Here is a 24,273-nt window from a genome sequence, read left to right as displayed (position 1 = left end):
TCAGCTCTCGGTGTGATGGGGGACGGTTGTCGTGTATCCGCCGTCGGGGCGGGCCACGACGTCGACGTACGGGCCCACGGGGTGGCCGCAGCGGCGTTCGCAGCCGGACCAGTAGGTGGGGAGGGTCGGGTGGGCGTCGTCGATGCGGGCGGCGGCGTCGCGGCGGACGTCGGCGTGGGACTTGGCGCAGCCGGGGTGTCCGATGCAGGTCGCGACGCGGTTCCACGGGGAGTCGGGGTCGACGACGAGGCCGACGCGGGTGAGGTCGTCCGCGTTCCCTCCGGGTACGACGACGCCTCGCCAGGGCGTCAGCCGGATCTCCTGGTCGGCGGTCGCGAGGAGCGCCGCCCACTGGTCGCCGCGCAGCGCCCCGAACGGCACGCCTACCGCGACGAACCCGTGGCTGGCGCCGTCGTCATCGGCGCGCGGCGCCGGGGGCCGCCTTGCCCACCCTGCCGCCCCAGGCGGCAGATTGCCCAAGGCTCGGTCGGCATCATCAAGCCCCGCCGGCGATTGAGGCGCGGGGTCCGGGGCGGAGCCCCGTGGCGTCAACAACAAGTGGGTGGACAGGCGACGGGTCAACTCGTCCGCGGACTCGGCAAGTTCGGCCACCCGCCACACCCGCCCATCCGCCTCACGCGCAACCGCAACGAAAACCTCCGCCGCGGCGACCGCCGCAACCGCCGCCCCGCCGAACGGAACCCGGAACCGCGCGTCGCCGACGGACACCTCCGCGTCGCCCGACGGCACCCCACGAACCAGCACATCCGGGCGGAGGCCCGATACGTCCTCCCGCCCGTCGTCCAACCCGAACAGAAACCTCCCGGACAATTCCGGCGTGACGGAACTCGCACACAGCGCCGCGTCGAGCCCGGTCAACCACTCCCGCACATCCACGAACCCGCGGCCGTCGAGCCCGGACAACGGTGAAGCCACCACGTTCCGCACCCGCTCGTGCGCCGCCGACGGCAGCAGCCCCGCCGCCCCAAGGCGGTCCGCGAGCTCACCCCCGCACCCGTCGCGCAAACCCCGCAACTGCACATTGCCCCGCGAGGTGAGATGCAGCATCCCGTCCCCGAGTCGCTCCGCCGCCTCGCCGAGCGCCCGCGCCTGCACCAGGTCCAGCACCCCGCCGGGGATCCGCACCCGCGCGAGAAACCCGTCATCGGCGCTATGCAGACGCAAAGCACCGGGGCAGGCGTCGCCCGGTCCTGAGGGCGGCACGGATATGGGGGAGGGGGACATGCCGGGGAGCATACCTAGGGACTGATTCCACCACCCCGTACCAGGTCGTCGCCCGGCACCGTACGATGCTCGGTGGCTGCCCGTACCCGGTCGGCCGTCGCCGGCGACGGCGACAGGGGAGGAAGCCCGGTGCGAATCCGGCGCGGTCCCGCCACTGTGAACTCTCCACCCGGAGAGCGAGCCAGGAACTCCCTGCATCAACGACCACCCGGGGCGCGGACACCCCGAGGAAGGCCAGACGACGCATGCCTCAGCAGCTCCTGCTCCTGTCGACGTCGGACACCGACCTGCTCAGCGCGCGTGCGGCCAACGCCGCAGGCGCCCCGGTCGCGTACCGCTTCGAGAACCCCTCCCGCATCGATGTGGAGACGGACCTGCCGGGCCTCCTCGAAGGCGTGGACCTGGTGGTCGTGCGCCTCCTCGGCGGCGTCCGCGCCTGGCAGGACGGCATCGACCGGCTGACCGCCGCCGGGCTTCCGCTGGTCGTCCTCACCGGTGAACAGGCCCCCGACGCCCAGCTGATGGCCTCCTCGACCGTCCCGGTCGGCATCGCGGCCGAGGCCCACAAGTACCTGGCGCACGGCGGCCCGGCCAACCTCGACCACTTGGCCCGCTTCCTCTCCGACACGGTGCTGCTGACCGGACACGGCTTCGAGCCGCCGGTCGCCGCGCCGACCTGGGGCGAGCTGGAGCGCGCGGACTCGGTGCGGCACGACGGCGCCCCCACGGTCGCCGTGCTGTACTACCGCGCCCACCACATGAGCGGGAACACGTCGTTCGTGCACGCCCTCTGCGACGAGATCGAGCGCGCGGGCGCCCGGCCGCTCCCGCTGTACGTCGCCTCCCTCCGCGCGCCCGAGCCGGAGCTGATCGACGCCCTGCGCCCCGTCGACGCGATCGTCACGACGGTCCTCGCGGCGGGCGGCACCCGCCCGGCCGAGGCGAGCGCCGGCGGCGACGACGAGTCGTGGGACGCGGGCGCGCTCACGCAGCTCGACGTGCCGATCCTCCAGGCCCTGTGCCTGACCTCCTCCCGTGCCGACTGGGAGGAGAACGACGAGGGCGTCTCGCCGCTGGACGCCGCGAGCCAGATCGCGGTGCCCGAGTTCGACGGCCGCCTCATCACCGTCCCGTTCTCCTTCAAGGAGCTCGACGAGGACGGGCTCCCGGCGTACGTCGCCGACCCCGAGCGCGCGGCCCGCGTCGCCGGGATCGCCGTGCGGCACGCCCGCCTCAGGCACATCCCCGCGCAGGACAAGAAGCTCGCGCTCGTCCTGTCCGCCTACCCGACGAAGCACTCGCGCATCGGCAACGCGGTGGGCCTCGACACCCCCGCCTCCGCGGTCGCGCTGCTGCGCCGACTCCTCGACGAGGGCTACGACTTCGGGGACCGGGCCGAGATCCCCGGGCTCGCCTCCGGCGACGGCGACGAGCTGATCCGCGCGCTCATCGACGCGGGCGGCCACGACCAGGAGTGGCTGACCGAGGAGCAGCTCGCGAAGAACCCGGTCCGCATCCCGGCCGCCGACTACAAGCGCTGGTACGCGACGCTGCCGCAGGAGCTGCGGGAGAGCGTCGAGCGGCACTGGGGCCCGGCGCCCGGCGAGATGTTCGTGGACCGTTCGCGCAATCCCGAGGGCGACATCGTCCTCGCGGCGCTGCGGCGCGGCAATCTGCTCATCCTCATCCAGCCGCCGCGCGGCTTCGGCGAGAACCCGATCGCGATCTACCACGACCCCGATCTCCCGCCGTCCCACCACTACTTGGCGGCGTACCGCTGGATCGCGGCGTCCTCAGGCGACGGCGGGTTCGGCGCGGACGCGATGATCCACCTCGGCAAGCACGGCAACCTGGAGTGGCTGCCGGGCAAGAACGCGGGGCTCTCGGCGGCGTGCGGCCCGGACGCCGCGCTCGGTGACCTCCCGCTCATCTACCCGTTCCTGGTCAACGACCCGGGCGAGGGCACGCAGGCCAAGCGGCGCGTGCACGCCACGCTCATCGACCACCTGGTGCCGCCGATGGCCCGCGCGGACTCCTACGGCGACATCGCCCGCCTCGAGCAACTCCTCGACGAATACGCCCAGATCAGCTCGATGGACCCGGCGAAGCTGCCGGCCATCCGGGCCCAGATCTGGACGCTGATCCAGGCGGCGAAGCTCGACCACGACCTGGGCCTCGAGGCCCGGCCCGACGACGACGGCTTCGACGACTTCCTCCTGCACGTCGACGGGTGGCTGTGCGAGGTCAAGGACGCGCAGATCCGCGACGGCCTGCACGTCTTGGGCTCCGCCCCGGCCGGGGCGGACCGGGTCAACCTGGTCCTGGCGATCCTGCGGGCCCGCCAGATCTGGGGCGGGTCCCAGGCGCTTCCGGGTCTGCGGGAGGCGTTGGGCCTGGACGAATCCGCGGCGACCCGTACGTCTGCCGACGACGCGGAGGCCGCGGCCCGCGCCCTCGTCGAGGCGATGGAAGCGGCGGACTGGGACCCGGCGGCGGTACCGGACGTTCTCGCCACGTCCGCCCCCACGCCACGGGGCTCCGCCCCGGACCCCGCGGGCTCTCGTCCAAGTGCGGGGCTTGATGGTGTTGCGGCAATCCTGGAGTTCGCGGCTCGCGAGGTGGTTCCCCGGCTGAGCGCCACCACCGACGAGCTCACCAACGCCGTCCGTGCCCTCAACGGCAACTTCGTGCCGGCGGGCCCGTCCGGGTCCCCGCTGCGCGGACTCGTCAACGTGCTGCCGACCGGGCGGAACTTCTACTCCGTCGACCCGAAGGCCGTCCCGAGCCGCCTCGCCTGGGAGACCGGACAGGCCCTCGCCGACAGCCTCCTCACCCGGTACAAGGACGACAACGGCGCGTACCCCACCTCCGTGGGCCTCTCCCTGTGGGGAACCAGCGCCATGCGCACCGCAGGCGACGACATCGCGGAGGCCCTCGCCCTCCTCGGCATCCGCCCCGTCTGGGACGACGCCTCGCGCCGCGTCACCGGCCTGGAGCCGATCCCGTACGAGGAGCTGAACCGCCCCCGCGTCGACGTCACCCTCCGGATCTCCGGCTTCTTCCGCGACGCGTTCCCGCACACCATCGGCCTGCTCGACGACGCGGTGTGCCTCGCCGCGTCGCTCGACGAACCGGCCGAGATCAACCACGTACGGGCCCACACCCAGGCCGACCTCGCCGAGCACGGCGACGAGCGCCGGGCCACGACCCGTATCTTCGGCTCGCGCCCGGGCACGTACGGCGCCGGTCTCCTCCAGCTGATCGACTCCAAGGACTGGCGCACCGACGCCGACCTCGCCGAGGTCTACACGGTGTGGGGCGGTTACGCGTACGGCCGCGGCCTGGAGGGCAGGTCGGCCCGCACCGAGATGGAGACCGCCTACAAGCGGATCGCCGTCGCCGCCAAGAACACCGACACCCGCGAGCACGACATCGCGGACTCCGACGACTACTTCCAGTACCACGGCGGCATGGTCGCCACCGTGCGCGCGCTGCGCGGGACCGCCCCCGAGGCGTACATCGGCGACTCCACACGCCCGGAGACGGTCAAGACCCGCACCCTCGTCGAGGAGACGTCCCGCGTCTTCCGGGCCCGCGTCGTGAACCCCAAGTGGATCGAGGCGATGCGCCGCCACGGCTACAAGGGCGCCTTCGAACTCGCCGCGACGGTGGACTACTTGTTCGGCTACGACGCCACGACCGGCGTCATCGCCGACTGGATGTACGACAAGTTGACCGAGACGTACGTCCTCGACGAGACGAACCGCCAGTTCCTCTCCGAGAACAACCCGTGGGCCCTGCACGGAATCGCCGAGCGGTTGCTCGAAGCCGAGTCGCGCGGCATGTGGGAGAAGCCGGACCCGCAGACGCTGGAGGCCCTCCGCCAGGTGTACCTGGAGACGGAGGGCGACCTGGAGTCCGACGAGTAACCGTCCGTCAGGTTCTCAGCGTCACGCCGAAGCTGCGGCCGTACGCGTGGTGCGTGTCGACGTCGAGCCGGGTTCCGCCCGGCACGGCGGTGACGCGCACCGCGTCGTCGCCGTCGGCCTTGCGCAGTGCCCGGCCGCGCACCACGACCGTGACGGTGTCCCGTTCGGTCGTCGGGTCGGACACCGCGACCATGACCTCACGTCCCCGTCGGCGTACGAGGACGGACGCGGGCCCGTCGACGTCGAGCCCGGCCACCCGGTGCGCGCCGCCGGTGAAGGTGTTCGCGGCGGTGAGCCCGAGCCCGTCGTGGCGGACGGCCTGCGTCCTCGTCGTGTTGGTGAGCACCCGCGCACCGTCGTACGACCGCACCGCCGCCTCCGACGCGTTCGGCAGCAGCGCGTACGCGAAGGAGACCGGCTTCGCCCCGGCCGCCTGCTCGACCGTCAGCGAGAACACCTGCTTCGTGACCGCCGTGTCGGGGTTGGTGACGCGCACGACACGGCGGCTGCGGGTCACGGTGTCGAGCCGCGCCTTCGCCTCGGGCCCGGCAAGCCGTACGTAGCCGACCGCCGCGTCCCGCGTCGCGTCCGCCCAGCGCACCCAGCCGTCGCCCTCGGCCACGGTCACCGCGTCGCCCGCGGGGGCCACGCGCGCGTCGAGGGTCGTCGTCACGGCCCGCCCGCCGCCGGGGGCGTCCCCGACCCCGGCCGCGAGCACCACGATCTCGTCGTCGAGCAGGAACCACGACTTCGTCGCCCGCGCACTGCGGTACGCCACGAAGTCGTCCGGCAGCAGCCCCGCCCGCTTGTCCCGCCACGGCACGTCGTCGGACGCGACCCAGCCGACGGCCCCGTACGTACCGTCCAGCACGGCCCCGCCCGAGTAGGCCTGCGTGGCGGTCGGGAAGTACACGTACTTGTTCTGCGACTCGGACGACGCGGTGAAGTTCAGCGGGTGGTCCGGGTTGTCGTAGAAGAGCTTGCCGTCGTACAACTCCGGCACTGTTCCCCGGTGTTCGACGGGCGCCGTCACTCCCGCGAGCCCGTACGGGGAGACGGTGGTGAAGTAGTCGACGCCGAAGGACTGGGTCTGGTCCTGCCCGGCCAGATACAGATGGTGCGCGCCGTCGCCCTGGAACCAGGGCATCAGGTTCTCGCCGCTCATGTACTCGTACTTGCTGATGCGCGACGAGCTGCGGGAGAGCGTGAAGGCGTACCCCGGGCGGCGGTGCACCGTGCGGTCCATGGCGTTGAAGGCGACGGAGCGGGCGGCCGGGTTGAGGTCGGCGGGGCGGACGCCGGAGTCCGCGAGGATGTCGGCGTACCGGACGATGCTGAGCGGCGAGACGAACGTCGTCGGGTCGAGGTTCGCCTTCGACGTGGCGCGGATGTGCTTCACGTACGCCTTGAGGTCGTTCGCCGTGTCCCCGCTCGACAGGGACGCGAGATCGACGACGGCCTCGACGATCGTGGCGGAGTCGGCGTACCCGCTGCCCGTCCGTGACACGGCCCGCCCCTTCACCGCCTCCATCATCCAGCCCTCGAAGATCAGCGGCGCGAACCCGTCGCGCACCCACTTCTGCACGGTGGGGACGAGCTCCTCGCCGTGGGCGAACCCCGTCCCGTCGAGCAGCTTCAGCGTCTGGACGACCCGCGTGAGCAGGCCCTTTCCGTACGAGCCCGTGTACGCGACGGAGGAGTGCTGGATGAACGATCCGTCGGCGTAGTGGCCGTCCGTCACGCCGTGCTGGAGGTGGTACGGGTCGACCGTCGCGAAGACCGTCAGCTGGTCGGTGAGGGCCTTGCGGATGCGGTCCTCGTCGCCGGTGAGGGCGCCCTGGAGGATGCGGTTGGTGGTGATGTCGGCGAGGTTCGCGCCGGTGTGGAAACGCGAGTCGAGGTCGACGTCGCCGTCCTTGCCGTTGCGCAAGTACGCGTCCATGGAGGCGATGTACGTGGCCGTCAGCTCGGCGGGCGCCGCGTCCCCGAGCAGCACCAGTGTGCGGCTGACGTGCTGGGAGACGCCTATCTCCCAGGTGAACCAGTTGCCGTAATAGCCCTTGGACTGGTCGCCGTAGTACCGCTCGTGCAGCCACTTCAACGCGTCGACGACACGGGTGCGGACGGCCGAACTCCCGTACAAATCACCGGAGATGCCGGGCGTGGTGGTCGCGAGCGCGATCTCGTACACCCGCTGGTACGTGGTGTTGAGGTTCGGGTCGCTGGTGCCGAGCGGCAGGCCCTTGAACAGTTCGCCGTCGCCGGAGGCGGCATCCATCGCCGCGAGGTTCGTGCGGGCGGCCTTCTCGATCGCGGCGAGCTTGCCGGTGGTCTCCTGGCGCCCGTTGGACTCGGCGTTCCCGGCGAACATCTCGGTCGCATTGGCCAGCAACCGGGCCGCCCCGTCCGCGAGTTGAGCCGCGCTCGCCCACTGCGTGGGCACGGCGGCGAGCACCCCGCTCGCGGCGAGGACACTCAGCAGACGTCTACGGGTGATCTCCATCGGTCGTCCGTCCCTCCGTCGTTCCCCCACGATCGGCACGCGCGGCCGGAGTCAAGCAGACGGGAAGATCCTGGGGAAGAGGCGGCGGTTCAGAACGCCAGATCCTCCCAGCCGATGCTCATGGCGAAGGGCTCGGGAAACTCGACACCGAGGCCGTCCGGCTCCCACTCGCCGACGGGCACGTACAGCGCGGGCCGCAACGGCTTGACGGAGAGCCCGGCCCGGTCGAGGGCGGCCAACCCGTACGCCCGCACCGCGGTGACGTCCCAGGATCCGCCGGAGTCGAGCTCGACCTCCCAGTACCAGGGGATGCCGCCCTCCGCGTACCGGTTCATCTTCCACTGCCTGCGCTTGGGGGTGTCCGAACCGGAGAGCACCTCGCCCATGAGCACGGTGTCTCCGACGAAGGTGTCGGCGCCGCGGGGCAGGCAACGGCGGACCAGGAAGTCGGGTGTGAGGAAGGTGGGCTTGTCGGCCGTGAAGAAGACGTTGGTCTCCGTCCCGACCTGCCAGCAGCGCCCCTCCTTGCCGCCGGTCTCGTCCCGCATGGCGTGGCGGGCGTTGGCCTCGAGCGCGTTGCGCATGCGCACGGCGAACTGCTGGTGCTCCATCGGGGGCGCTTGTTGTACACGACCCTGCCCTGCCACAGCTCGATGTCCTTGGCGATGTCGCCCGGAAGCTGCCCGAGCTCCTCCCAGGTCATGGTCTCGGGCAGATCGAATCCCGACGCCTCGGACGCGCTGATCGGCATGCCGTCTCCACGGTTCGTGTTCCGTTGCTCACGGTAGTCGCCGCGGGGTGGCCCCGCCGTCCCCGGAACGGGTGCTGTGTGCCTGACGCCTGATCAGGCCGAACGGGCGAAATATCTGATAGGCCGTCAATCGTTCGGTGTGCCATAACAGGCGCATAAAGAACAAAGCCTTAGCTTCGCCGTCATGTCCACGGTTGGAAGACTTTCGCGCACTCGCCCATGGGTCGTGCTGGCGGCAGTGCTCAGCCTGCTGTTCGGTTCACAGGCCCTCGCGGCGCCCTTCGCCGCTGCCGCCGACCCCATGAGCTCGGTCGGCATCACCAAGACCAACGATGCCGACGGGCCGCTGGAGCCCGGTGACGCGTTCACCTACACCATCAGCGGGCAGTGCTCCGGCCTGGACGTGGACTGCGTGAACTTCACGGTCACCGACACCCTGCCGGAAGGCCTGGAGGTGACCAGCCTTCCGAAGTCGGACAGCACCCGTGACGTCACCTACGACGAGTCGACGCGACAGCTGACGATCGTCTACAAGCAGCCGCTGCAGAACCCGGAGGGCGAGACCGGCCTGCGCGCGGGCCAGGCGGGCTCGGTGGAGATCGGGATGCGGGTGCCGGCCGACACGCAGCTGGAGGACGGCACCACCATCACCAACACCGCGAAGGCCGAGGCCGACAACGCGGACCCGAAGACCTCCGACTCCGACGTCACCATCTCCATCCCGCGGGTGGTCAAGCCGGTGACGACCAAGTCGTGGGAGGACGGCTCGGCGGTCGCGCTGTCCGGCGAAGAGTCCACGATCAAGCTGAACGTGCGCAACAGCTCCTCGTCCTCCGCCGAGGTCACCGAGCTGTCGGTGTCCGACGACACCGCGGAGACGTTCGAGTACTTCGACTTCACCGGGGCCAAGGTCACCGCCTACCCCAAGGGAGCCGACCAGGCGCACCTGGTGGTCACCACGGCCGACGGACAGCAGCACACCGGCGGCACCGTCACCGCGCCCACCGAAGACCTGCCGCTGCCCAGAGGCGTGGACCCGGGTGACGTGGTCGGCTTCGAGGTCGTCTTCACCAACAGCGACGGCGACCCGCTGCCGTACGACGAGAACGGCGGCAGCGTCGACGTCGGCATGAAGCTGCGGGACACCAAGCGCTCGGACGGCTCGCCGCTGAAGCCCACCGACAAGATCACGGTCAACAACTGCGCGACCCCGACGGCCAAGGAGGAGACGGCGGGCGACGTCGACGGCGACCAGGCCTGCGACACGTACGACATCCTCCCCGACACCCTGGTCCTGGAGACGGGCAAGAAGTACTACGCCGACACCAACGGCGACTTCTCCCACGGCTCCAACGAGCACGCGGTGATCGGCGAGAACTCGCCGGTCAGCACCGAGGTCGACCTGACGAACAAGTCGCCGTTCAAGGTGAAGACGCTGACGATCACCGAGCCGGACGCGAACACGTCCAGCGAGTTCGACAAGCTCGACGTCGACAAGGTGCGGCTGCGCTTCCCCGCGGGCGCCACCGAGGCGGAGCTGACCGTCACCTGCGAGGACGGGACCACCCGCAAGGAGACCTACACGGAGAACGCGACCTACGACGTTCCCGCGGACTGCAAGCAGGTCAAGAAGGTCGAGGTCGTCTACACCGGCGTCGACGCGGACGGCGACCCGTCCATCGCCGAGGGCGCCACCGCGGGACTCGACCTGCACGGCACCCTGACCGACGACGTCGACGCGGCGGACGTGGCCGACGGCGTCAGCAACTGTGCCGGCACGAAGGGCGACGCCGGCCGCAGCGACGGCAGCGGCACCGCCTCCGGCAGCGCGTGCGCCAACCTCGTCGTCGAGAACCCGAACGGCACCGGCAGCGGCGTCAAGACCGTCAGCCAGACCGACGTACCGCCGGGCCAGCCCATCGACATGCAGCTGAAGTTCACGAACACCGGCAACCTGCCGCTGAACGACGTGGTCATCACCGACCCGTCCGCCGACGCGGACGGCAAGCCCGGCAGCGCCAGCCCCTTCGACACGCTGGAGATCACCTCCGTCTCCGTCTCGCCGTCCGACGCGCCGGTCACCCTCCAGGTGTACGACCCGGACACCCAGAAGTGGGTCGACTACGACGGCGTGGACGCCGACGTGCTCGCGCGGGCCACCGGTGTGCGCGGCGTCTACAACGACACGATGGCGCCGGGCGACAGCGTCACCATCAAGGTCACCGGCGAGCGCCGCGAGGGCGTCGAGAACGGCGAGACGTTCCAGAACTGCTTCTCGGTCACGGCGAAGGACAGCCAGGGCGGTGACTTCAACGGCAGCGACTGCAAGACGCTCGAGACAGGGCCCGCCGCCGACGGCGCCTCGCTGAACAAGTCGATCTCCCCCGGCCAGCTCCCCGAGTACGTCGCCGGACTGCCCCGCCAGCACGCGGACATGGCGCTCACCGTCCGCAACACCGGCAACATGTCGGCCAAGTACCTGAAGATCACCGACCAGGACGACGACTTCTTCGACGCCGTCGACCTCGTCTCCATCAAGTCCAACCAGATGCCGGCCGGGGCCAACCGCGTACAGATCGACGCGTACGTGGACGGGAAGTGGGTCAACGGCACCCCGTCCGCCGACGCCGCCCTGCCGTCCGGCGTGAACGCCGCCGACGTCACCGGCATCCGCGCCACGTACTCCTCGACGAGCACCACCAACGACGGCTACGTGATCAAGCCGGAGTGCACCGACAACAGCTGCTCCGGCATCCTCACCCTCGACATCAGCCCGCGGCCCGCCTCGCGCAGCACCGGCAAGCCGATCCCCGACCACCTGGAGGACACCGCCACCGGCCAGTTCCTCACCAAGGTCGAGGACGAGGACAAGCCCCGGGACATCGACCCGGTCAAGGCCACCCTCGACCTGGTCAAGGGCGACCCCAAGCTCGACGTCGACAAGACCCCGGACACCGTGCTCTCCCCGGGCGAGGACGCACCCTTCTATCTGAAGGTCACCAACACCGGTACGGCCAACGTCCCGAACCTGGTCGTCAAGGACGACCTCCCCGAGGGCATCGCGTTCGACGACACCTTCGCGGGTGACGGCGGCGAGCCGTACAAGATCATCGACAAGAAGGAGCCGGCCGGGACCGTCGCCATCCCGACGCCCGTCTTCTCCCGGACCACCGACGGGGACAGGACCTCCGGGCTGACCTGGGACTTCTCCAAGGACGACGACGGCAAGGCGTGGAACTTCCCGCCCGGCGGCAGCTTCACCATCGAGATCCACGTGAAGCTGGAAGCCGGCATCCGCGCCGACGAGACCGTCACCAACACCATGGGCGCCACCTCGTCCGACCCGGACCTGGCCTGCGAGGACGCGAGCGAGGCGGAGGAGGACGGCGCGATGTTCGGCTCCGGCCTGTACTGCGTCGACGACGCGAAACTGACGGCCAAGTCCGGCGCCGCGTTCAGCGCCCGCAAGTGGGTCTCGGGCAATGACGACCTCGGCTGGTACAACACCAAGACCAAGAAGACGGTCCCCGTGGGCGACGACTCGTGCCTGATGGCGACCGACTCCACCGGCCGCCGGTACACCGCCAACCCGTGCATCGCCCTGGTCAACCCCGGTGACCAGTACCACTACTTGATGCGGCTGCGGAACTCGGGCACCGAGGACGGCACCAACATGCGGATCATCGACCGGTTCCCGGTCCAGGGCGACAAGGGTGTCGTCCTCGACCAGGACCGCCAGACGGCCTGGGACAAGCGGCCCACGCTCGCCTCCGAGCCGAAGCTCGACGGCACCAGCCCCGGCGAGATGACCACCAAGTACGAGAACGACGAACCGCTGTGCACCGACGACCTGGACATGGGCGGCGCCGGTTCCGGCGCGGACCAGTGCCCCTCGGACACCTGGGACGACGCCTACAGCAACAAGGCCGTCGGCGCCGACATGGACCTGACGTTCCCGAAGCCGCTGGAGCCCGGTGGCACCGTCGACATCACCTACGCGATGAACACCCCGCTCGACGTCGAGCACAACGGTGACCCGACCATCGCCTGGAACTCCTACGCCCACAACGAGACCACCGACCGCGCGGGCTCCCCGCGCGTCCTGCAGAAGAACGAGCCGATCAAGGTCGGAGTCGCCCTCTCCTACGGCGAGTTGAGGCTCGTCAAGCGGCTCGGCAAGCACCCCGACGCGGCGACCGGCCTGCTGAGCAAGGTGCCGTACCCGTACCACGTCACCTGCACCATCCACCCGCAGGGCAGACTGCCGCGCGTGGTCCTGGACGAGGACTACCGGGTGTCCGTGGACAAGCCGGTGAACGTCGAGGGCATCCCCGCGGGCGCCGAGTGCAGGATCTGGGAGACCTCCGCGAGGGGCGGCCAGACCGAGCACACCAAGGACAACCCGGTCGAGGTCACCATCAAGCCCAACACCGGGACCGAGATCGCCCAGTCCGCCCGCATCACCAACACCTACGAGTTCGGCGCGCTCCAGCTCTCCAAGGAGATCGAGGGCGACGCGGCGGACTACGCCGACGACGGCCGCACCTACAGCGTCGACGTCTCCTGCACCCTTCCGAACGCCGCGGGCGAACCGAGCGACCGGATCCTGCACAAGACGTACGAGGTGAAGAACGGCGAGCCCGTCACCATCAAGCCGCTGCCGGTGAACACCCGCTGCTGGGCCGAGGAGGTGGGAACCGGGGGCGCGGCCAAGGCGACCGTCGACCACGGATCCGCAGACAACCCGGCCGTGATCACGGCGGGCGACGCGCCCGCACAGGCGTCGATCAAGGTGACCAACACCTTCCCGGCGGCCGAACTCACCGTCACCAAGCACGTGGTGAACGGCGGCGCGGGCCCGTACGACTTCTCGCTGGCCTGCACCACCGACCAGGGCGACGTGGCCCTGTCCCCGGACGACAGCTCCTTCGAGCTGAAGGACGGGGAGGACCGCACGATCAGCGTCCCGGAGGGCTCCACCTGCACCGTGACGGAGACGAACGTACCCACCGGTGACACGGTGACGTACGAGGCCTCCGACGACGGCACCGACGGCGAGGTCCAGGTGAACGACGCGGCCGCGGTCGACGTCACCAACACCTTCCCGAAGGGCGGCGGCGGCACCGACGGCGGCACCGGTGGCCACGACGACGGGGGCCACCTCGCCGACACCGGCTTCCGCGACTGGACGCTCCTGGGCGCTCTGCTCACGGTCCTCGCCCTCGCGGCCGGCTTCACGGTCCGCGCGATGTCCCGCAGGGGCCGCGGCTGACCTTGAGCGGCAGCACGACGGCGGCGGCCCCGGACGAGATCGACTCGTCCGGGGCCGCCGCCGTGTGCCGGTGTCGCGCTCAGGCGTCGCGGTTCGCCGGACCGGGCTTCGGCGGCGGGACGACCCTCGTGTCGAAGGAGCCGTCGACGATCGTCGCGGCGAACTCCGAAAGACGCAGCTGCCGGGAGCGCGCGTACCTGCGGAAGGCCTCGAAGGCCTCGTCCACCGACGCGCCCCAGCGCTCGGCGAGCACCCCCTTCGCCTGCTCGATCACCACGCGGCTGGTGAGCGCCCGCTCCACCTGGCTCTTCTCCAGATGCACCTGCTCCAGGGAGCGCTGCTGGAGCACGATGATCGTGGCGACGTCGGCCAGCGCCTGGGCGAGCGCGATGTCGTCGGTCCGCAGCGGCTCCGCGGACGTCTGGAAGAGGCTCAGCGCGCCGACGACCTGATCGCGCAGCCGCAGCGGCACCGCGTGCGTGGTGAGAAAACCGCTGGAGCGGGCCCGGGGCACGAACTGCCCCCAGTCCGCGGTGGCCAGGGGATCGGTCAGATCGACATTGGTGAGGGCGCGGGCGGAGCGGTGGGACTCCACGGACGGCCCCCGGTCGTATTGGAGCTCGAAGAGTTCGAGGGTCTTCGACCGCTCGTCGGACGCCGCGACGACCTGCAGCTGGCCGTGCACATCGGCGAGCATCACCCCGGCCGCCGAGACGTCGAGCAGTTCCACGCAGCGGGCCGTGAGCCGCTGCAGCATGTCGATGACGTCGAAGTCGTCGATGAGGGAGTCCGTCACCTCGACGAACACCTCCGCCAGCCGCCGCTCGCGAGCCATACCGCTCACTCCCTTCTGTCCTCGGGTGAGATGTCTCCGGGAGAGTCCGGCCCGCTCATGTCTCCTCCAGCGTCGTCGTCACGATCTTCCCCCTCGTGGTGGAACCGGATTCTTCGGGCCACCACATCGGCGGCCACCTCGTCGAGTGGTCGCCCGGTGCCGAACGCGTGCGCACGCAGCCGCAACAGGGCCTGGGCGACAGGCACTTCGAGCTGCACGCTGATCATCCCGGTCGCCTGATGCACGGCGGCGCGCCGGAGCCCGCTCGACCCGTCCACCGGGTGCCCGTTCAGGGCCGCGGAGGTGAGCGCCGCGGCGAGCGCGGTGGCGTCGGCGTACTGCTGCTCGGACAGAGGTTTGCCGTCGCACAAAACGGTGAGTACCCCGAGACGCACGGCACCAATGCCCAGCGGGAAGCAGTTCACGCCCAGCACACCGAGCTCCCTGGCCGACGGCAGCAGCACCGGCCAGCGCTCGGCCGGCACAAGGCCCAGATCGGGCTCGAGGACGGGTACCCCGCCGCGCAGCACGTCAGGCCCTGGCCCCTCGCCCAGCGTGAACTGAAGATCCTCGAACCGCCCGCTCAGCTCCGGGTGGCACCACAGCGGCTCGGCCCCCTGCCCCGCCTTCACCAGCAACGACACCGCCACCCCCGGCACCCCGAGGGCCCGCGCGCAGGCCGCGCCGGGATCACCCCCCTCACCCGACAGGCGCAGGGAGCGCAGCACTTCGGCCATGCCGTCACTGATCACCTGTCCCCGTTTCGTTTCACGGCTCGTACGTCGTGTCCATCGGCCAAGCGAAGAGTACTGGGGAGCCCGGATTCCGCGGCCGTTCCACGGCACAGGGTCGGTGTCTAGGCTGCCCGGGTGGACGACAGACCTCTGGAGACCGGGGCCCGCGGCCGGGCCGACGTACGTGCCGACGTACGTGTCGATGTGCATGCCGTGGTGCGGCGCCTCGCGGACGTGCTGGAGCCGCGGCCCGTGTGGTGCGGGCCGGACGACGCCGAGATCCACGACGTGGTCATCGCCGAACCGGGCGAGGCGCTCGACGGGGCGGCCGGAACCCTGGTGCTCGCGGTCGGCGCGCGGGAGGCCGAGGCCGTGGACATGGTCGCGGCGGCCGCCGGAGCGGGTGCGGGCGCGCTCGCGGTGCGGGTCGGCGACGACGGGCTGCCGCAGGCGGTGCGGGCGGCGGCGCAGCGCGCCGGGATCGCCGTCGTCGGGCTGCCGCGCGGGCTGCGCTGGGACCGCGCGGAGGCCGAGATCCGCGCCGTACTGGCAGCGCCCGCGGGGGAGTTCGCCCCGAGCCGCAGCGGAGACCTGTTCTCCCTCGCCCAGACCGTGGCCACGCTCACCCAGGGCCTGGTCAGCCTGGAGGACGGAGCCCACCGCGTCCTCGCGTACGCCGGACCCGTCGACGAGGCCGACGAACTGCGCCGCGCCACCATCCTCGGCCGCAGCTGCCCCGAGCCGTACCTGGCGCTGCTGCGCAGCCTCGGCGTCCACCAGCGGGTCCGGGCCGGCGACGAGGTCGTCACCGTCGACGAACAGCCGGACCTCGGCGCCCGCCGCCGCCTCGTGATCGGCGTCAACGCCGGGCGCCGCCCGCTCGGCACCATCTGGGTCCAGGAGGGCGCGCGGCCGCTCGCCGAAGGGGCGCCCCAGATGCTCCGCGGCGCCGCCCGGATCGCCGCCGTGCAACTCGTCGACCACTACTTCCAGGGCGACTCGGGCGCCCGCCTCGCCTCCCGCGAGGAGCTCAGCCACGGCCTGCTCACGGGCCGCTTCGACGCCGCCGCGCTCGCCGCCCACCTCGGCATCGACCCGGCGGCCGGGGCCGACGTCGTCGCGGTGGACCTGCGCGAACCCGGCGAGGGCGGCGACGCGGTGCGGGCCGACGCGCGGCGGGCGGAGGCGGCGGGGATCGTGTCCGTGCACGTGGCGGCACACCGGGAGAACGCGCTGGTGGCTCAGGCGTGCGGCCAGATCTACGCGGTACTGCCGACGCCCGCGGCGATGTCCTCCGCGGCGCCTTCGGAGGTGGCGCCCGGGGCGTCCTCCGCGGCGTACGAAGAAGAGGGGGCACTGGTCCGCTGGGCCGAGGAACTCGTGGCCACGCTGCGGCGCCTCACCGGCACCCGCGTCCAGGCTGTCCTCGCGGGCCGCGCGGAGCGCCTCGCCGACGTCCCGGCCGTCAAGCTCCGCGGCCACCGCGCCCTGCAACTCCTCGCCCGCACCCCCGGGACGACCGTCGGCACCCACACCCGCCTCGCCCCGGCGCTCCTGATCCGCGACACCCTGGAACTCCTCGAACGCTCCCCGCTCCGCTTCCCCGCGGTGGCCGCGCTCGTCGCCCGCGACCGCGACCAGGGCACCGACCTGGCCCGCTCCCTGCTCCTCTACCTCGACGCGTTCGGCGACGTCACCGCGGTCGCCAAGCGCCTCAACGTCCACCCCAACACCCTGCGTTACCGCGTCCGCCGGGCCGTGGCGCTGACCGGCCTCGACCTCGACGACCCCGAGCACCGGCTCGCCGCGACCCTCCAGCTCCGCCTGGACCTGGACGCGCGGGACCTCACCGACCCGGCGTTCCCCGGCGCCTGACCCGGAACCCTGTCGGGGCGGGCACTCAGGGACCCCGAGCACTGTCCGAGCGAACAAGGGGCGGGGCGCACGTACCGCCTTAGGTTCACACCCAGTTCGCGGTTCGCGGTTCAACCGCCTTCCGCGACGGAGTCCCTGACCCTCACCGCCCCTCCGGAGGCCGGCCCATGCCTTCATCCGCCTCGCCCGCCACCGCGGGCGGCACCGTCCCCGCCACCCCGCCGACCGGCATGCGCCGGATCGCCACGGCGAGCTTCATCGGCACGGCCATCGAGTTCTACGACTACTACATCTACGGAACCGCCGCCGCGCTCGTCCTCAACGAGGCGTTCTTCCCCGAACTCTCCGAAGCCGCGGGCACCTTGGCCACCCTGTCCACCTTCGCCGTCGGCTTCGCCGCCCGCCCTCTGGGCGCCGCGATCTTCGGCCACTTCGGCGACCGCGTCGGCCGCAAGGCCGTCCTGGTCGTCTCGCTCCTGATGATGGGCCTGTCCACGGGCCTCATCGGCCTGCTCCCCGGCTACGACACCCTCGGCGTCCTTGCCCCGATCCTCCTGGTCCTGCTCCGCCTGATCCAGGGCCTCGGCCTCGGCGGAGAGTGGGGCGGCGCGGCCCTCCTCGCCGTGGAACACGCCCCCAAGGGCAAACGCGGCCTGTACGCGGCGGCCCCCCAAATGGGCTCACCCGTCGGCTACTTCGCCGCCACCGTCACGTTCCTCCTGATGTCGTCGCTCCTGGACGACGCGGCCTTCGACAGCTGGGGCTGGCGCATCCCGTTCCTGCTGTCGTTCGTGCTGGTCGCGGTGGGCCTGGCCATCCGCCTCAAGATCTCCGAAACCCCGGCCTTCGCGAAGGTCACGGCGGAACACGAAACAGCGAAGGCCCCCCTCGCCGAGGCCTTCCGCAAGCACCCCAAGGAGATGCTGCTCGGCGCGGGCATGATCACCGTCGTCTACGTGATGTTCTACACGGCGGCCACGTACTGCATGACGTACACGACCGACGACCTCGGCATCCCCAAGAACGACATGCTGCTCCTGACCCTCGTCGCCGTCACGGTCCTCGGCATCTCCACCTACGCCGTCGCCCGCTGGTCGGACCGCGTCGGCCGCCGCAAACTCATCATCGGCGGCGCCGCGTTCGGCGTCGTCTGGGGTGCGGCCCTCTTCCCGCTCCTCGACACCGGCAACTATGTCCTCATCGCCGTCGCCCTGAGCGGGGCCCTGCTCTGCATGGGCATCATCTACGGCCCGGCGGGCGCCTACATGCCCGAACTCTTCGCGACCCGCCTGCGCTACTCCGGCGCCGGCTTCTCCTACAACCTCGGCGGCGTCCTCGGCGGCGCCGCGGCCCCCCTCGTCGTCACGGCCCTGGCCGAGACCTACAGCGCCTCGGTCGGCGGCTGGTTCATGAGCGGCATGGCCCTCCTCTCCCTCCTCTGCGCCCTCGCCCTCCCGGAAACCCGCACCCGCGACCTGGACACGATCTGAGCCCACGCACACGCCGAGCACACGAAAAAACCCCAGGCCCTCGGCCTGGGGTTTCACACTGGAGCGGGTGACGAGAATCGAACTCGCGCTCTAAGCTTGGGAAGCTTATGTTCTACCATTAAACTACACCCGCGCGGTACGGCCGTTGAAGCGATCCGTACTGGCGACACTGTACCCCATGCCGGGCCCCGGGCGCTGAAGCCCCGGGGCCCGGCTGCGTTGTGAGGGGTGGAAGTGACTGCGGGTGAAGGGAGTTGAAGCGTACGGTGGGGAGTCCGGCCGAGGACGATTCACCTCGGGGTGCCGCCTGGATTGGCGTCCCTTTCATCCCGTAATGTTGCTTTTCGTCGTCGGTCAGGAAACTGGCCCAATGGCTCCGTGGGGAAGGGACTCCGGGACTTGATGGACTCGATGGATCGCACCGTCGTCCGATGTGCCGAAGGGCACGTGTTCAGCACCGCTTCGTTCCCGATGCAGCAGGCGGACCGCCTCGGTCCCAGCCGGCTGATTCGGTGTCCGCGGTGCGCGCGACTTCGGCACGCCGTTCCTGTGGGACCGGACGAGCGGTAAGCGGCACCAGTGACAGTGGGCGCGGGCCCCGCCGATTGTGGCGGGCCCGCGCCCACTGCGTATCCTCGCTACGTGCTTCTCTCAGACAAGGACATCCGGGCCGAGATCGACGCCGGACGGGTGCGCATCGATCCCTACGACGAGTCGATGGTTCAGCCGTCGAGTATTGATGTGCGTCTCGACCGGTACTTCCGGGTGTTCGAGAACCACAAGTACCCGCACATCGACCCGAGCGTCGAGCAGTCGGAGCTGACGCGGATGGTGGTGCCGGAGGGCGACGAGCCCTTCATCCTGCACCCCGGTGAGTTCGTGCTCGCCTCGACGTACGAGGTCATCTCGCTGCCCGAGGACCTCGCCTCGCGCCTGGAGGGCAAGAGCTCGCTCGGCCGCCTCGGCCTCGTGACCCACTCCACGGCGGGCTTCATCGACCCCGGCTTCAGCGGCCACGTGACGCTGGAGCTGTCGAACCTCGCGACGCTCCCCATCAAGCTGTGGCCCGGCATGAAGATCGGCCAGCTGTGCATGTTCCGGCTGTCCTCACCCGCCGAGTTCCCGTACGGCAGCGAGCGCTACGGTTCGCGGTACCAGGGACAGCGCGGCCCGACGGCCTCCCGTTCCTTCCTCAACTTCCATCGGACCCAGGTGTGAGCAGCAGCGATATGAGCGACGTCAGCCCCGTGCGCGAGAACCTTACGTACGAGAAGTTCGGGGTCGCCATGCGCGAACTCGCGCAGACCATCGCGGACGACGGTTACCGGCCGGACATCATCCTGAGCATCGCGCGCGGCGGCGTCTTCGTCGCCGGCGGTCTCGGGTACGCGCTGGACGTGAAGAACATCCACCTCGTGAACGTGGAGTTCTACACGGGCGTCGGCACCACCCTTGAGATGCCGGTCATGCTCGCGCCGGTCCCCAACGCGATCGACTTCAGCGACAAGAAGGTCCTGATCACCGACGACGTCGCGGACACCGGCAAGACCCTGAAGCTGGTCCACGACTTCTGCCTCGACACCGTGGCGGAGGTCCGCTCGGCCGTGGTCTATGAGAAGTCCCACTCGCTCGTGAAGTGCGAGTACGTGTGGAAGCGCACCGACGAGTGGATCAACTTCCCGTGGAGTGTCGAGCCGCCCGTCGTGAAGCGCGAGGGCCAGGTCCTCGACGCCTGAGCGGTGTGACGAGCAACGAATGAGGGGCCCCGCGGGGCCCCTCATTTCGTGTGCCGGAAGGCGTTCGCCGGGAGGGCTAGAACGTGCCCAGCTTGATGATCGAGAGCAGCGCGATCAGCTGGATCGCCGAGGCCGCGAGCGCCTTCGGCCAGGGCAGGTCGTGGGACTTGGAGACCATCGTGGTCAGCAGGGCGCCCGCCGCGATCCAGGTCGCCCAGCCGATGAGCTGCACGAACATCGCGTCGCCGCCGAGGAACATGCCGAAGACCAGGCGCGGGGTGTCGGTGAGCGAGGCGATCAGCATGGACAGGCCGACCGTGGGCTGCCAGGCGCCGTCGCCGCCGAGCTGGCGGGCCAGGGTGTGGGTTACCACGCCGAGCACGAAGAAGCTGATCGTGATCGCGATGCCGGTCGTCAGGACGTAGGGGATCGCCGAGGACATCGTGGCGTTGATGACGTCCTCGCGGGCGCCGTCGAAGCCGAAGATCGCCAGGAGCCCGTAGAGGAACGTGACGATCAGGGCCGGGCCCCACATCGCGTAGTCCCGCATCTGGAGATACGTCGCCGAGGGGCGCAGGACGACTCCGGAGAGCAGCGGCTTCCAGTGCAGCCGGGGGCCGACCGGTCCGGCCGGGGCGGCGGCGCCCGCCTGGTAGGTGGAGCCCTGGCCGTACGCGTACGGGTCGTCGCCGGGGTTCACCGAGAAGGCCTGGGTGTGACCGGGGTTGTTCGCGGCGTACGGGTCGTGGGCCCGGGGCGCGTTCGGATCGCCGAAGTACTCCGGCTCCCCGTGCCCGCCGTTCGCCTGCGGCCACTGCTGCCGGTGCTGTTGTTGCTGCTGCCCGTACCCGTGCTGCTGCTGAGGGGGCCCGTACGGAGGGTGCCCCTGCGGCGCTTCGCGGTTGTCCCGGCCGCGTCCGTTCCTGAATCCAGCCACGTACTCGAACGTACCTGGTTTCCGTGAACGGAATGCCGGGCCCGGGTGTCGGGCCCGGCATTGCGGCTGACCTGTGACATCCCTTACGGGGGCCCTTAGGGGATGGCCGGATCAGTCGGCGAAGTTGACGCCGAGCTGGGGCTGGCCGCTGGCGGAGATGCCGAGCGTCGAGGTGTAGATGCCGGCGGAGGACGACAGGGTGCCGTCGGCGCGGGACTGCAGGGCGTAGACGGCGCCGTTGAAGCCGTTCTCGCCGTTGGCGCCCACCACGACGTCGCCCCGGCCGTCGCCGTCGAGGTCGTCGACGTGGACGTCGGAGCCGAACTGGTCGCTCTTCTCGCTGGAGTTGGGCACGCCCGGGGTGTTCTGGCTGAGGATCTTGGAGCCCGCGCCCGTGATGCCCGAGCCGTCCGCGGCTCCGTACAGGACGGTGACGGCGCCGGCGTCGGTCACGCCGTCGATGTTCTCGCCGTCGGCGCCGACGACGAGGTCGAGCCGGCCGTCGCCGTTGACGTCGCCGAGGTCGAGCTCGCCGCCGAAGCCGTCGCCCTTCTCGCCGCCGCCGGGGACGCCGGAGGTGTCCTGGTCGATGGTCTGGACGTCGGAGACGGCCGGGCCGCCCGCGCCGCCGTGGACGATCTTGACGGCGCCGCCCAGCTGGGCCCCGGGGACGCCGGTGTCCTCGTCCCAGGACAGGCCGGCGATGATGTCGCCGTATCCGTCGCCGTCGACGTCGCCGACGTCGGTGATGATGCCCGCGGGCAGCTTGACGGCGCCGGTGGACCGGACGCCGGAGTCGGTGCCGGCCAGGTAGAAGTTGGCGTTCCAGCCCTCGTCGGAGTCGGTCTCGAACCCGTCGACGATCAGGTCGTCCTTGGCGTCGCCGTTGACGTCGCCGGAGTGCATGTTCTTGACGCCGACCCAGTCGGCGCCGCTCTGGACGGGGGCGCTCAGCTTGTACGCGCCGCCCAGGGCGCCGCTGCGGGCGCCGCCGCGGATCACGTCGACCGTGGCGGAGTTGGGGCTGGCGACGGCCAGGTCGTCCTTGCCGTTGCCGTCGAAGTCGCCGGCCTCGAGGGAGGTGCCGAAGAAGTCGTGGGCGGAGGCCCGCGGGTCGGTGACCGTGGTGCCGCTGGTCAGGCCGGAGGCGGAGCCCCACAGGACGGCCACGGTGCCGCCGTCGGTGTCGCTGCCGACGTCCTCACCGGGTGCGCTGACGGCCAGGTCGTCGTAGCCGTCGCCGTCGAAGTCGCCGTACGCGGTGTCGTAGCCGAAGTTGTCCGTCTTCTCGGCGGAGCCGGGGACGCCGGCGGTGTTCTGGCTGATGGTGGCGTGCTTGCCGGTGCCGCCGTACAGGACGCTGACCTGGCCGGCCCCGGCGTACCCGGACACGTAGGAGGTCGGTGCGGAGACCGCGACGTCGGCGAGGCCGTCCCCGTTGAAGTCGGCGTCGGGCTGCGTGGCGCCCGGGGTGGCCGCGGTCGCGGTTCCCGCCGTGGCGACGAAGATCCCGCCGGTCAGCGCGGCCGCCGTGGCGGTGGCCATGGCGAGGCGGAGGCGCGTCGGGGACGGGGCGGGGTTACGTCTGTGCTTGGCCATTCGGTTGGCTCCTGCGGGAAGGGGACGCCTGGCGGGTGTCCCGTCAACGGGGTGCCGTTCGCGGGGCGTTCGCCGGGAGTTGACCCGGGCATGACGCCGCGTTCGGCTAACAGGAGACCGTTGGTGGGGCGGGAGGGTTGTACGGGGAAGCGGTTGGGTTTCTCGAGTCAGTCCGTGAAGTCGCGGGTGGTGAAGGAGGGGTGGCCGGACTTCGTCGGGGAGCCGGGGACGACGGTCACGCGGTCGGGGGCGGTCGACTGGAGGGCCGTGTCGATGCGGCCGTCGCCGTCGTAGTCCGCCGCGGCGATCGCGTGGCCCTTCGCCGGGAGGCGGTGGGGCCTGCCCGCGTGGACCAGGTACGTGGTGTCGGCGTCGGAGACGAGGATGTCGCGGCCTGCCGGGAGCAGGCGGTCGCCGGTGACGTCGAGCGTGCGCGTGCCCAGGCGTACGCCGTCCTTGGTGAGGACCGCCACCCCGAAGGGGCCCGCCACGGCTGCCGTGCCGGAGGGGTACGCGGCGCCCTTCGTGAAGCCCGCCGGGCCGCCCAGCGCGACCGAGGAGCGGGCCGTGCCCGCGTGGGCGCGGAGCAGGACGTCGTCGACGCCGTCGCCGTTGACGTCCGCGGCCGGGCCCGTCGGAACGTTTCCGCCGACCCGGGCGATGCCGACGTCCCCGCGCGGCGCGCCTCCCCGGGTGAACGGCCCCGGCAGGACGCTGAGCCGGCCGCCGCTCGCGTGCACCACCAGGTCGTCGCGGCCGTCGCCGTCGAAGTCCCCGCACACCGGCTGGTCGGGCCACTCGTTGCCGAACCGGGCCCGCGCGGGGATCTTCAGCGTGACGCCCTTGCCCGAGATGCCGGTGGGCGAGCCGAAGAGGATCTGGAGCGGGACGGGCGGCATGCCCTGGCCGTCGTACGGCGGGTCGGTGGAGACCACGAGGTCGGCGTAGCCGTCCCGGTCGAGGTCGCAGCTCGCCTCCGAGGCGAACGTCGCCGGGGCCTGCCCCTTGGTCCGCGCCGCGTACTTCGCCGGGGTCAGCAACTGGCGGGTCCCGGCGACGAGTCCGTGGCCCTTGCGCCCGTAGACGATGCCGATGCCGGGGTCGTCGCCGAGCCCGTCGTGCGCGAGGTCGTCGAGGACGAGGTCGGGGGCGCCGTCGCCGTTGAAGTCGCTCGGGACCTTGCTGCCCTTGCCGCGCGGGACGGGCAGCGGCGCGCTCCGGTGCGGTTTGCCCGCCACGGTCGCGGGGCGGCTGCCGGCGCCGTCGTCGTGGCTGCCGCACGCCGTGAGCGCGGCGGCGAGCAGCACCGCGCACAGCATCCCGCCGCTTCTTCGTATGTGATCCGACATCGACAACGCCCCCATCGA

At 71.1% G+C, this 24,273-nt stretch carries 14 protein-coding genes, 1 tRNA gene and 1 riboswitch; of the genes, 6 read left to right on the top strand and 9 right to left on the bottom strand.

Going from position 1 to position 24,273, the window contains the following annotated elements; translation table 11 throughout:
• Positions 1–1,245, bottom strand: a complete 1,245-nt coding sequence (gene cobG / locus ACZ7L4_RS30715; RefSeq protein WP_472107724.1) for a precorrin-3B synthase — start codon at positions 1,243–1,245, stop codon at positions 1–3.
• Between the two features lie 97 nt (positions 1,246–1,342).
• Positions 1,343–1,436: riboswitch (cobalamin riboswitch) on the top strand.
• Between the two features lie 54 nt (positions 1,437–1,490).
• Between cobG and cobN the strand changes: the two genes are divergently transcribed.
• The gene (cobN, locus tag ACZ7L4_RS30710) at positions 1,491–5,174 is read left to right on the top strand and encodes a cobaltochelatase subunit CobN (protein ID WP_472107722.1); all 3,684 of its coding nucleotides are present in this window, start codon (positions 1,491–1,493) and stop codon (positions 5,172–5,174) included.
• 7 nt (positions 5,175–5,181) lie between these two features.
• Here the strand turns inward: cobN and ACZ7L4_RS30705 are convergent, their stop codons facing one another.
• Positions 5,182–7,677 (bottom strand): polysaccharide lyase family 8 super-sandwich domain-containing protein, encoded by a 2,496-nt coding sequence (locus ACZ7L4_RS30705; protein WP_472107720.1) that lies wholly within the window; start codon positions 7,675–7,677, stop codon positions 5,182–5,184.
• Positions 7,678–7,766: 89 nt separating this feature from the next.
• Positions 7,767–8,288, bottom strand: coding sequence for a hypothetical protein (locus tag ACZ7L4_RS30700; RefSeq protein WP_472107719.1), 522 nt, complete (start codon positions 8,286–8,288; stop codon positions 7,767–7,769).
• A 324-nt stretch (positions 8,289–8,612) separates the two neighbouring features.
• Here ACZ7L4_RS30700 and ACZ7L4_RS30695 point away from each other — a divergent pair, with 324 nt between their 5' ends.
• Entirely contained in the window at positions 8,613–13,700 is a 5,088-nt protein-coding gene (locus tag ACZ7L4_RS30695) for a DUF5979 domain-containing protein (protein ID WP_472107718.1), read from the top strand.
• A gap of 79 nt (positions 13,701–13,779) precedes the next feature.
• On the opposite strand, the gene ACZ7L4_RS30690 is transcribed toward ACZ7L4_RS30695, so the two are convergent.
• Complete coding sequence (locus tag ACZ7L4_RS30690; protein ID WP_472107716.1) at positions 13,780–14,535, bottom strand: ANTAR domain-containing protein; 756 nt, start codon at positions 14,533–14,535, stop codon at positions 13,780–13,782.
• A gap of 5 nt (positions 14,536–14,540) precedes the next feature.
• Entirely contained in the window at positions 14,541–15,272 is a 732-nt protein-coding gene (locus ACZ7L4_RS30685; RefSeq protein ID WP_472107715.1) for an ANTAR domain-containing protein, read from the bottom strand.
• Between the two features lie 132 nt (positions 15,273–15,404).
• On the opposite strand from ACZ7L4_RS30685, the gene ACZ7L4_RS30680 reads away from it, so the two are divergent.
• Complete coding sequence (locus ACZ7L4_RS30680) at positions 15,405–17,144, top strand: PucR family transcriptional regulator (protein ID WP_472107714.1); 1,740 nt, start codon at positions 15,405–15,407, stop codon at positions 17,142–17,144.
• Positions 17,145–17,311: 167 nt separating this feature from the next.
• On the top strand, positions 17,312–18,634 hold the full coding sequence (locus tag ACZ7L4_RS30675) for an MFS transporter (protein ID WP_472107712.1): 1,323 nt from the start codon (positions 17,312–17,314) through the stop codon (positions 18,632–18,634).
• A gap of 59 nt (positions 18,635–18,693) precedes the next feature.
• On the opposite strand, the gene ACZ7L4_RS30670 is transcribed toward ACZ7L4_RS30675, so the two are convergent.
• Positions 18,694–18,767 (bottom strand) — tRNA-Gly (locus ACZ7L4_RS30670).
• 509 nt (positions 18,768–19,276) lie between these two features.
• On the opposite strand from ACZ7L4_RS30670, the gene dcd reads away from it, so the two are divergent.
• Complete coding sequence (gene dcd, locus ACZ7L4_RS30665; protein WP_385763353.1) at positions 19,277–19,852, top strand: dCTP deaminase; 576 nt, start codon at positions 19,277–19,279, stop codon at positions 19,850–19,852.
• Between the two features lie 11 nt (positions 19,853–19,863).
• Complete coding sequence (locus ACZ7L4_RS30660; protein ID WP_399239854.1) at positions 19,864–20,370, top strand: phosphoribosyltransferase; 507 nt, start codon at positions 19,864–19,866, stop codon at positions 20,368–20,370.
• Between the two features lie 76 nt (positions 20,371–20,446).
• Here the strand turns inward: ACZ7L4_RS30660 and ACZ7L4_RS30655 are convergent, their stop codons facing one another.
• The 3 genes from ACZ7L4_RS30655 to ACZ7L4_RS30645 form a co-directional block, all read right to left on the bottom strand.
• Positions 20,447–21,307, bottom strand: coding sequence for a Yip1 family protein (locus ACZ7L4_RS30655; protein WP_472107710.1), 861 nt, complete (start codon positions 21,305–21,307; stop codon positions 20,447–20,449).
• Between the two features lie 111 nt (positions 21,308–21,418).
• Positions 21,419–22,906, bottom strand: a complete 1,488-nt coding sequence (locus tag ACZ7L4_RS30650; protein WP_472107709.1) for an FG-GAP and VCBS repeat-containing protein — start codon at positions 22,904–22,906, stop codon at positions 21,419–21,421.
• A gap of 167 nt (positions 22,907–23,073) precedes the next feature.
• The gene (locus tag ACZ7L4_RS30645) at positions 23,074–24,255 is read right to left on the bottom strand and encodes an FG-GAP repeat domain-containing protein (protein ID WP_472107708.1); all 1,182 of its coding nucleotides are present in this window, start codon (positions 24,253–24,255) and stop codon (positions 23,074–23,076) included.
• Positions 24,256–24,273 lie beyond the last annotated feature (18 nt).

This window comes from Streptomyces sp. NPDC107575, assembly GCF_055657265.1.
Note: the sequence above shows the minus strand (reverse complement) of the source record. Positions and strands in the feature narration are given on the sequence as shown.